The 10,891-nt window shown below is 36.2% G+C and carries 6 protein-coding genes and 2 pseudogenes; 2 read left to right on the plus strand and 6 right to left on the minus strand.

Going from position 1 to position 10,891, the window contains the following annotated elements:
- Positions 1-2: 2 nt before the first annotated feature.
- Positions 3-269, plus strand: coding sequence for a type II toxin-antitoxin system RelE/ParE family toxin (locus IPH66_17570; protein ID MBK7131148.1), 267 nt, complete (start codon positions 3-5; stop codon positions 267-269).
- A 315-nt stretch (positions 270-584) separates the two neighbouring features.
- On the opposite strand, the gene IPH66_17575 is transcribed toward IPH66_17570, so the two are convergent.
- The 5 genes and pseudogenes from IPH66_17575 to IPH66_17595 all read right to left on the minus strand — a co-directional run bounded on the left by IPH66_17575 (position 585) and on the right by IPH66_17595 (position 5,781).
- Positions 585-890 (minus strand): helix-turn-helix transcriptional regulator, encoded by a 306-nt coding sequence (locus IPH66_17575; GenBank protein ID MBK7131149.1) that lies wholly within the window; start codon positions 888-890, stop codon positions 585-587.
- A complete protein-coding gene (locus IPH66_17580) occupies positions 874-1,230 on the minus strand; it encodes a type II toxin-antitoxin system RelE/ParE family toxin (protein MBK7131150.1) in 357 nt (118 codons plus the stop codon). Before IPH66_17580 ends, IPH66_17575 begins: the two co-directional genes overlap by 17 nt.
- Positions 1,231-2,120: 890 nt before the next feature.
- On the minus strand, positions 2,121-2,747 hold the full coding sequence (locus IPH66_17585) for an RloB domain-containing protein (GenBank protein ID MBK7131151.1): 627 nt from the start codon (positions 2,745-2,747) through the stop codon (positions 2,121-2,123).
- The gene (locus tag IPH66_17590) at positions 2,737-4,044 is read right to left on the minus strand and encodes an ATP-binding protein (GenBank protein MBK7131152.1); all 1,308 of its coding nucleotides are present in this window, start codon (positions 4,042-4,044) and stop codon (positions 2,737-2,739) included. Before IPH66_17590 ends, IPH66_17585 begins: the two co-directional genes overlap by 11 nt.
- A 306-nt stretch (positions 4,045-4,350) precedes the next feature.
- Positions 4,351-5,781: pseudogene (locus tag IPH66_17595) on the minus strand (IS1182 family transposase).
- A 2,759-nt stretch (positions 5,782-8,540) separates the two neighbouring features.
- Between IPH66_17595 and ltrA the strand changes: the two are divergent.
- Positions 8,541-9,853 (plus strand): annotated as a pseudogene (gene ltrA, locus IPH66_17600) (group II intron reverse transcriptase/maturase).
- A gap of 66 nt (positions 9,854-9,919) precedes the next feature.
- Here the strand turns inward: ltrA and IPH66_17605 are convergent.
- The gene (locus IPH66_17605) at positions 9,920-10,849 is read right to left on the minus strand and encodes a hypothetical protein (GenBank protein ID MBK7131153.1); all 930 of its coding nucleotides are present in this window, start codon (positions 10,847-10,849) and stop codon (positions 9,920-9,922) included.
- Between the last annotated feature and the right edge of the window lie 42 nt (positions 10,850-10,891).

Consider the following 10,891-nt stretch of genomic DNA (forward strand, 5'->3'; position numbering starts at 1 on the left):
CAATGCAAGTTGAGTTTTTAGGTAAATTTTCTAAAGACATTGATCACATTAGTCAGAAGTCTGTAAAAACTAATGTCGCAAAATTAATTCGCTTAATGGAGTCTGAAGGCGATTTAAATAATATCCCTAATTTAAAAAAGCTTGTTGGTCACAAGTCAGCTTATAGAGTCCGAATAGGCGACTATAGAGTGGGATTTTTTTACGAAGGTCGAAAAGTAATTTTTGCGAGAATTGTCCACCGCAAAGATATTTATAAATTGTTTCCTTAATTCTCACGGGTCAGCGCATTACCTATAACGGCAGTCTGTCTAAAAACCAAAATCTGCCTCTTGAGAATCGAATATATGAAATTTTTCATGGATCACTACCCGAATATTTAATTCTCAGCAGGAGGTTTTTAGACAGTCTAACGGACTACGCATAAAAGTAGTAGCGCAACCTTGATTAAATGTACAGAACTTAAAAGTACCCACCAAGCGGAACAAAAACTTTTTTAATAATCCATAGAAATCGGGAGTGGTGTGAGAGCCTGACCCTATTTCCATTTGGGCGTAGGGTGGGCTACTCGATTACCGGTAAGTACCTTATATATTTACACTCAACTTCAAGTGTCCACCTAAACCTTCTCTTATTATTCTCATAAGTGTTGAAAGTCGAATGTCGCTTGCGTTATTCTCTATGCGTGATATATAAGTCTTGGTCGTGCCACATTTGTCTGCAAGTTGCTCTTGTGTCATACCTTGTTCTTTACGAAGTTCTTGAAGCATTACTCCGAGTTTAAAGGCTTCAAATTCTTCTTCATATTTCTCTCTCTTTTTTGTCCCAGGTTTACCGTACTGCTTGTCTAAGTGTTCTGTAAACGAGGTCAAATTTTTATTTGTCTTTTTCATTGAAGTATTGTTTTTTAAGTTTCTCTGCTAATTCAAGTTCATTCTTTGGTGTCTTTTGAGTCTTTTTTTGAAAGCCATTTGCTAATATTATTATTTGTCCTTTGTCAAAAAATGCAAATACTCTAAAAATTTCAGACCCAACTTCAACTCTTATTTCGTAAATACCTGTCGAGCCAGTTAAGTGTTTAAAGTATTTCTCAGGTACTCTGTCTATTGACAATATGAGTTGTAATGTCCAGTTGAACTTTTTCTTAACTTCTGGTCTTAACTTTTCAAAAAAGTCAAGATAATATCTCTTATAGTAAAAGATTTCTCTGTTAGGTTTTTCTCCACGAAACAAAGTTAGCTAATTAGGTAACATTTTCCAAATAGTCAATGAATTATTTTTCTGTGAGGGAGGATTTTTCGAGGTATTACCGGTAACGACTTGCCGCTTTGCCTAGTGGCGGATTTCTACCACAAATGTCTATACGAAGCACATACTTCAAGTATAGCACAAATGTTTCTACGAAGAACGTCACCCGCCATTACGATAAACCGATGTGTGCGCCCCGCATGAGCGGTAGCGCACCACTCCCGATTTCTATCGGGACTATTCAAAAAGTTTAAAAGTGCAAATTAAATTTCAGAAAAGCAAACGGTGGGTGAAAAGTTTCCAGAGGATGAAAGTTCCTTAATTGCGGAAGTAACGTTCCGAAAATTTAGCAAGTCGCAAGGTGGTTGAGAGTGATTTCAGCACTGAAGGAAGCGAGCCTGCAAAAGTTGGTACTGAAGAACATGAAGTACATAAGAGGCTAATTAAAATGGATGAGCAAGCACACCATTGTGAAGTCCAAAGAACACAAGAAATTTTAATTAGTAGATGTAACAGGAATCGACGGAAGGAACACGCTCTTACCGGGGGAGGTCTTCAATGCTACGAGTTAGCGATGAAGAAGTCAGCAGAGGTCATAGTACTTTAAGCAACGAGCTGTGCGAAAAATTGGAAAACACAGATGGTCTCACAAAAGAAGGAAGGACTGAACGTAAGTTTTCGGGAAATAAACTTGAGAATGTTTCGACATAGCTCCTGATTAAAGTATCCGAATAAGATAGAATGGTGTAAAGAGCATTTTATCTGATGACTTGCGAACCGCCGTATGCGAGACCCGCTTGTACGGTGGTGTGAGAGGCGAACTCCGTCAGACGAATCTGGCGGAGCCGTCTACTCGATTAGCAGTAGGCATTTCTTTAATTTAATCCTATATCTTCAAAAAGTTTAAACATTTCGCTTACACCTTTATTGAGATTTTCTTTGTCGAAAGCTGGTAAACTTTTTGAATTAGCTATAGCCGTTTTTAAAAACGGTTTCAACTTTATGTAGATATCGTTGTTTTGTTTAGTGAAATATTTTTCTGTCTTTGCATAATCTATTAGATGTTTTTTTAGCTTTTTTCCTGCTTCATCACAGTTTGAAAACTGCTGTGCAGTTAATTCAAAATGAATTAAAAACCAGAATTCAAGACAAGGTTGATTTATTACCACAATTACATTCTTGTGCTTATTTTCAATAACTCCTTTGTATTGAGTGAGGGCATCAATTGCTTTTGTATTCCCTTTTTTAACTAATAACGACTCACTTAAAATAACATCTAAGTCAATTACCCAGTATACCTTGTCGTAGCTTTTTGATAATTCAATTACTTTTGAGTATTGGTCTGATAATTTTTTCTTTTGAGGGATTTCCGGTTTTATATCAACTTTAATCTGCCTTTCATTTCTTTTAATCATTTGCAAATACCAAAATTCGGTTTCGCCATCGATAACAATAGCAAACTTCGGTTTTCCTTTAAAAGGTATTTGTCTTTTATTTCTCATTATCTAAATCAATGTAGTAATCCCCTAAATTGGGAACGCCACCAAGTTTGCCAATTTTATATGCATTGTATACATTGCTAGTATCTCTAATAATAGAACTGTCAAAATCTGAAAGTGAATATAATTCGGTTGCACAACTCTCATTCTTGTTTGTAAACCAAATTGAATCGTTTCTGAAAATGTCTTTATTGTTTAATATCTCTCTGTTGTGAGTTGTTGCAATTAGTTGAGATTTTTTTGAGTTAATTAAAAATGATAAGAGAAAATGTGTAAAAAGATCGGGATGTAAGGATGACTCAAGTTCGTCTATTGGAATTGATATAGAACCTCTAATAAGTAAACTTAGCAAACCTGCAAATCCATAATATCTTTGAGTTCCTTGCGATTCAAATTCAAAAGGTAATTTGTATTTACTTCCATTTACAGTGTGTTCTAATTCTATGTCCAATGAAGTTATCTTACCTTTGTTTTTAAGTTCATTAACTCTTTCAACTGGTGCTTTAGCATTTTTCTCAAGAAAGTCTATTAGTCCATCAGGAATATCCTTTTCTTCCTTATTAATTATTATATCTGAAATATTGAAATCGGCTTTTTTAAGAATAGAAATAACATCTTTTTTATTTATATCAGAAGATTCAATTTCTGATGTAACATAGCCATCTAATTCTGTAGTTGTATGGACAATTGGTTTTAAATAACTAGAAAACCAATCAGTTACTTCTTTAAGTTCTTTAAGTTCAATATTGGTTTTCAGAAACCCTCCTAAAACAGAATTATTCCAAAGCGTATTAGATTCTAAAGTTTTTTTGAATGATTTGTCAATTGTTATTTTGCTTCCAAACTTAATCTCTGAAAACTGCTTTTCAAAGTCTGTTGTCCGTTTAAAAACGGAGGCTTTTGTTGGGTTGTAATTAATTAGCTCTTCTTTTAAAATTGCCTTTTTGCTGAATACAATTTCATAGAAATATTTAGTTTCATTTTGAATGAATTCAATTGATAATATTGATGGGGAATTGAGAGTAGCTTGATCAAAAAGAAATGGATTGAAACTTAATTCACCTGTTTTTTTACTTTCTGGCTCAAGAACCAAGTCTCGTAAAAAATCTAGCGCTTTCAGAACACTAGTTTTTCCTGACGCGTTTGCACCATAAATAAGACCAAGCTTTAAAAGTCGTAACCCATTAATAGAATTTATAATGAAATAGTCCTCTAGGTGTTGAGACTTGTCAGCTTCGAAAGACAATGTCTGCTTGTCTTTTATTGAGCCAAAATTTTGAACACTAAAATTGATTATCATTTTTTTGCCCTAATTTGTAATTGGATTGCAAATATAGAAACAAAAAAATATAAAATAAGTCTTTTTTAGTTAAAATATGTAAATAATTTACATAAATTAAGGTATTATCAGTCTTTTTAGGCTTGCTGCTAACGGCAGTCCGTCCAAAAACCTCTTTTGAGATAACCACTAACCTAAAATTAATCAATTAAATGAGTTTTAAGCGATGATTTTTTGAGATTTTATAAAAGTGAATTGGTGTTTGACAAAAAAAATCGTGCTGAAAATCTGCTTAAAATGCTTTCTAATGGAATGAAAAAAATGGTCAAGTTCCAGGAGGAACTTTTTGATTGTGATTTTGTCAATCAAATTAAAAATTCGGCGTAGGTTGTATGCTGTAAAAATAAATCCAACATCTGCTGAGGCATGCTTAATTGTTCGTTTTGTGAGAATGTAATAAAAGTCCCATTGTCGTTTTATTATTCCGTATGGATGCTCAACAATGGCTTGTCTTTTACGATAGGTTGTCATGTTTTGATCCAATCTTTTTTTGTTTGCTTCTATGAGATCTTGATGCTCTGTACGCTCAATTAATCTGCCTGATTTGTTGCGCGTACATCGAGCAAAAAAGCGACAGTTTAAACAGGCTTTTGTTTTGTAATGTTTTATTTTATTGATGGTTTTTCCATGCGCTTTAGTGTACCAACTTCCGTTTGTTTTGAGTTGTTCACCGGCAGGACAAGTATATGCATCACGCTCTTTGTTGTAATGAAAGTTTTCTACATCAAATGCAATGTCCGGTGCGTGCGAGGCAACATCTGGCGCAGCTACAATAACTTCTACTCCATGTTTAAATGCGTATTCAAATTCACTACCTGTATGATATCCTTTGTCATAAAGTGCGGTAAAATCACTGGAGCCTAAAATTGTTTTGGCCCTGCGAACCATTGCTCCCATTGCTTTGCTGTCGTTCTTGTTGGTTACTTTAAAATCAATGGGAATGTTGTGTTTTGCATCAACGGTGGTTTGAATGTTGTAGCCAACTTCAGTGATATTGTTGCGTACTAGCAGTTGTCTGCTATCAGGATCTGATGTAGATATTTGGACCTGATTGGTTTGTTCCAGTTCTTGTTGAAGGGATTCATACTTTGTTCTGTTCTCTTTGTGCTGATTGATTTTTGATTCAATTTCTGATTTCTCTTCAGTGGTAATATCCTTGTCTTCACTTGCCAGTACAGCACTATACTCGCTTAGTTTTTCATCAATGTAAGCAAGATGTCGTTCTATTTTTTTCTCATTAAAATTATTCTTCTTTGAGTTTTGTGCACGAAGTTTAGTGCTATCACCAGCGAGTAATTTTCCGCCAATGAGTTCAAAATTTTTAGCCAGCTCAACCGTTGACCGAAATACTTTTTGAATGGCTTTTGGATTATCTTTTCTAAAATTTGAAATCGTGTTGTGATCAGGAGCAAGTCCTTTCATGAGCCACATGAGTTCAATGTTTCTTCTGCATTCTTTCTCGAGTTGTCTTGATGAACGAATACGATTCAAATATCCGTAAATAAAAAGTTTTAATAAATCAGAAGGATGGTACGCCGGTCTTCCGTTTTCAATAAATTCCATCTTGAATCCAAAATCAGCAAGCCGAATTGAATGAACGAACAAATCAATCAACCGAACTTCATTGTCATCAGAAACGGCTTGCTCTAAACAGAAAAATTCTGTCTGACTTCTGTCTTTTCCTTGTATAAATTTCATGAAGTAAACCTACGTTAATTCATCACCAAATTCAAGTCATTTTTATCAACTTATCGACATGAAAAAAGTTGAAAACGTTACGAAAAAAGCGGGAAGGTTTTTAGACAGTCTGACGGAGACGGGTTAAAATTAGTTGCGCCGCTGTTGATCGAAGATACTGAACTTGATGTTAACCCACAAGCCGAGCAAACAAATTTTTAATTTGTCTTGCGTTAAAAATTTTTTGCTTGGCGGAATTTCTATGAAACACAAAAGGTGAGGAGCCCGCTGGCGCAATTAATTTTTAACCCGTGTTAACATTAGTTGCCCGGTTACTGGGCTTTTTGGTTTTGAGTCCTGACAGGGGAATTGGTAAGCGACACTAACAAATTAAATTCTACAAACCAGTCCGCCCGCGCAATGGGCAGAAATGGGAGCAAACAAAAATTCCGCTTACCAGTCCTACAAAAAAAATGCTTGATGAGAAATAGATTTTAGTTGCAAGAAAAGAAGAAAAACCAAAAACATTTTTGCGCAATTATTTTTTAATTTTTGGTCTGCCCCTTGCGCAAAAACCGCTCAATTAATGTTAACGGACTACGCATAAAAGTAGTAGCGCAACCTTGATTAAATGTACTGAACTTAATGCTAACCCACCAAGCCGAACAAAAATATTTTTAATAAATTTCTGTGTTTAAAAATTTTTTGTGCGGCGCTGCCGCTATGAAACACTTAAAATTGGAGAACCGAAGCGCTATTACTTTTATGTGGTGTTAGCTTGACGTTTTTCTACGAATAGCGTCTGTCTATTTCTATCGAGAGTCCGTTGTGTGCGGTAATTATTCCGATAAAAAGTCCAGTTGCAATGATTAGAATATTTAGCGTAATGATAATTATCAAGTCGGTCTTGTTATATGGTTTATTATTTTTTCCGAAAAAGAACCAAGTTGAGAGAGTAAGACCTATAATAACCGCAAGTCCGATGAGAATGTGGTGAAGTGATTTTTCAATTATTCCTTCCTTCAGAAGTCTGAGTGAGTCTTGTTTTGATATTCCGAATGGAGCAGCTACCCAAAGAGCAAAGTCTACAAACGCGCCCCACGCTATGAGTCCGGATACTACAAAGTTGAACAGATACTTTATTAACCGATTCATGTTTTGGTTTCCTTTTAAATGCAAGCTAACGGAAACGGGTTAAAATTAGTTGCGCCGCTGTTGATCGAAGATACTGAACTTGATGTTAACCCACAAGCCGAGCAAACAAATTTTTAATTTGTCTTGCGTTAAAAATTTTTTGCTTGGCGGACTAACTATGAAACACAAAAGGTGAGGAGCCCGCCGGCGCAATTAATTTTTAACCCGTGTTAACATTAGTTGCCCGGGTACTGGGCTTTTTGGTTTTGAGTCCTGACAAGGGAATTGGTAAGCGACACGAACAAATTAAATTCTACAAACCAGTCTGCCCCGCGCAATGGGAAGAAATGGGAGCAAACAAAAATTCCGCTTACCAGTCCTACAAAAAAAATGCTTGATGAGAAATAGATTTTAGTTGCAAGAAAAGAAGAAAAACCAAAAACATTTTTGCGCAATTATTTTTTAATTTCCGGTCTGCCCCTTGCGCAAAAACCGCTCAATTAATGTTAACGGAAACGGGTTAAAATTAGTTGCGCCGCTGTTGATCGAAGATACTGAACTTGATGTTAACCCACAAGCCGAGCAAACAAATTTTTAATTTGTCTTGCGTTAAAAATTTTTTGCTTGGCGCAATTTCTATGAAACACAAAGGTGAGGAGCCCGCTGGCGCAATTAATTTTTAACCCGTGTTAACATTAGTTGCCCGGTTACTGGGCTTTTTGGTTTTGAGTCCTGACAGGGGAATTGGTAAGCGACACTAACAAATTAAATTCTACAAACCAGTCCGCCCCGCGCAATGGGAAGAAATGGGAGCAAACAAAAATTCCGCTTACCAGTCCTACAAAAAAAATGCTTGATGAGAAATAGATTTTAGTTGCAAGAAAAGAAGAAAAACCAAAAACATTTTTGCGCAATTATTTTTTTAATTTTTGGTCTGCCCCTTGCGCAAAAACCGCTCAATTAATGTTAACGTTTTGCGGCTACCCGAAGGTGGCGATTTCGGAGACTAAAACTGTCTGCTACCGATGAACTTTATACGAAGTACAAATCTTCATATAACCACTGAACCGCCACTTTTGGGTAGGTGCTGTGTGCGCCCCGCATGAGCGGTAGCGCACCCGCCGCAAGCTATTCAAAAAGTTTAAAAGTGCAAATTAAATTTCAGAAAAGCAAACGGTGGGTGAAAAGTTCCAGAGGATGAAAGTTCCTTAATTGCGGAAGTAACGTTCCGAAAATTTAGCAAGTCGCAAGGTGGTTGAGAGTGATCTCAGCACTGAAGGAAGCGAGCCTGCAAAAGTTGGTACTGAAGAACATGAAGTACATAAGAGGCTAATTAAAATGGATGAGCAAGCACACCATTGTGAAGTCCAAAGAACACAAGAAATTTTAATTAGTAGATGTAACAGGAATCGACGCAAGGAACACGCTCTTACCGGGGAGGTCTTCAATGCTACGAGTTAGCGATGAAGAAGTCAGCAGAGGTCATAGTACTTTAAGCAACGAGCTGTGCGAAAAATTGGAAAACACAGATGGTCTCACAAAAGAAGGAAGGACTGAACGTAAATAGGTTTTCAATTTTGAATGGACTGAAATTTATTTCATAGCCACCGAAAACGAAAGCAGGAAAAGAACAAAATAAACCAAGAATGATTGCACAAGTTGTACATCCTTACAATCTTCAAAAAGCACTACAACAAATAGTGAAAAATGGAGGAAGTGCTGGCGTGGATAAAATCCCGACAGAAAAGCTGACGGATAAATTCCGTGAGCAAAAACTTTCTTTACTTGAAGAATTGAAAAAGGAGCGTACAAATCAAAACCCATTCTTGGGGTTGAGATTCCAAAGTCAAACGGAAAAACACGTTTGTTAGGAATACCAACCACCACAGAGAGACTGCTCCAGCAAGCGGTTTCACAAGTGATAATGCCTTTGTTTGAGAAAGATTTTCACAAAGACAGTTATGGATTTCGTCCAAATAAAAATGCACGTAATGCAGTAGGCAAAGCGTGGCAAAATATCCACGACGGATTTCAGTATATTGTTGATGTAGATTTGAAAAATTTCTTTGATGAAGTTGATCACTGCCTTTTACTAAATTTAATTTGCCAAAAAGTAAAATGCAGAAGTACACTTGCATTAATCCGCAAGTGGTTAAGAGCGCCTATACAAATCAAGGGCAAACTTTACAAACGCAGAAAAGGAGTTCCACAGGGAAGTCCGCTGAGTCCACTTTGTCAAACATTTTGCTCCACGAGTTGGACAAAGAACTAAACAAAAAGGATTAAAATTTGTAAGATACGCCGACGACTTTAGCATCTTTACCAAAACCGCAACACAAGCAAAATCAGTGAAGAAGGAAGTAGCTCAGTTTTTTAAAAACAAAACTCCGCCTCACTATCAATGAAGAAAAAAGCGGCATCAAAAACCCGTTCAATTTTCAATGCTTGGATTTCGTTTTGTACCAACTTACATCAAAGGCGACAAAGGTAAATATCAATTGACGGTAGATGAAAAAGCATGGATCAGACTTAAACAAAAACTAAAATCAATCACCCGAAAAACTTCACCACTCACATTTGCAGAACGCATTTCAAAAATAAATGAAGTACAACGAGGATGGCTCAATTATTTTCGAGGTACCAGTATTCATGGAAAATTGCGTGACGCTGATTCGTGGTTAAGAAATCGTCTTCGCTATTGCATTTGGCACGATTGGAAAAACCCGAGCGAAAGAGAAAGAATTTTATTCGTTTAGGAATTGACCACGATCACGCTTACGCGTGGAGCAGAACGAGAAAAGGTGGTTGGGCAGTTGCACAAAGCCCTATCTTGATCACTACAATTACGCTGAAACGCTTAAAACAAAAAGGCTACGATTCTTTGTTGGATGTTTATTTTAATCTAAACCCATCTCTTTACGAACCGCCGTATGCGAGACCCGCTTGTACGGTGGTGTGAGAGCCTAACCCTATTCCCATTTGGGAGTAGGGCGGGCTACTCGATTGTGCGTTCGTGCTTTTATTTTTAGTTTCCATTCAACTTGTATACGAGTAATGTTGGACTTTTTCCAGCAGCCTCATTGGTAATTATCATTGTCCCGTCTGCGAGAAATGTTATACCCTCAGCTTTTGCAAACAATTCAGCCGAGAGTTTCTCCATGTGTTTTATGGTTCCATTTATGTCCATTACAACAAGTAATTTGTCTGCTGCGGAAATTACATAAATGTCTTTAGTAATTGGATTAATAGATAGACTTGCTGGCCTAAAATTGAAGGGCCTGAGTTTTCCGCTCTTCGTTGTATCATTGTGTTCTATGTTGTACCTCTCAGCAATAGCACCCATATAAAGCGTATTAATACTGTAAACTGGCATTGGATTGAGTTTTCTTGTTTCCAAATCAAATTCATAGATGAATCGTTCTGATTTTTGTTCAGGATTATTTGGTTTATTTTTAGCAGCAATCAACAAGCGGTTAGAATTTCCGTCAAAGCATAGTCCCTCATTATTTGAAGTTATAAGTGGTAACATATATTGTCTAATAGATGTTCCCCCGTTTTTTGGATCGAAATTACTCCACTCGGTTAATTGCCCATCACTTCGCAAAATAAAGAGTGACTTGCCAGTATAGGTTAGTCCTTCAAAATCTCCGATTGAATCAAACTTGTGGCTAAAAACAATAGAGTCAATTACAAAATTATAAATAAATACAGTGCCGATTTCGTCCTGTACACATGCAATATGGGTGGAATCAACATCTGTTAGTCCTGATACTTCATTCAGGATTTGAGGAAGCTGATATTTTTTATACGGTTCTTTCAACTTATAAGGAAATATTACATTTGAATCAATTCCATTATTTGGGGAATTATAATCAATTTTCTTATAATTTACCCCGTGTGAATCAAAACTAAAAATGAATAATAAAACTGTCAGTATACAAATTGTTAATTTCATATTATATTGATTTAGAATATTAATTTATCATTTTCTTTATCC

The sequence above is a fragment of the Crocinitomicaceae bacterium genome (assembly GCA_016708105.1).
Lineage (GTDB): Bacteria > Bacteroidota > Bacteroidia > Flavobacteriales_D > Crocinitomicaceae > JADJGJ01.

Bases quoted from the DNA above. Each gene is read 5' to 3' on its own strand.
- IPH66_17570 (MBK7131148.1), top strand. From the start codon at position 3: ATGCAAGTTGAGTTTTTAGGTAAATTTTCTAAAGACATTGATCACATT.
- IPH66_17575 (MBK7131149.1), bottom strand. From the start codon at position 890: ATGAAAAAGACAAATAAAAATTTGACCTCGTTTACAGAACACTTAGAC.
- IPH66_17585 (MBK7131151.1), bottom strand. From the start codon at position 2,747: ATGAGAAATAAAAGACAAATACCTTTTAAAGGAAAACCGAAGTTTGCT.
- IPH66_17590 (MBK7131152.1), bottom strand. From the start codon at position 4,044: ATGATAATCAATTTTAGTGTTCAAAATTTTGGCTCAATAAAAGACAAG.
- IPH66_17605 (MBK7131153.1), bottom strand. From the start codon at position 10,849: ATGAAATTAACAATTTGTATACTGACAGTTTTATTATTCATTTTTAGT.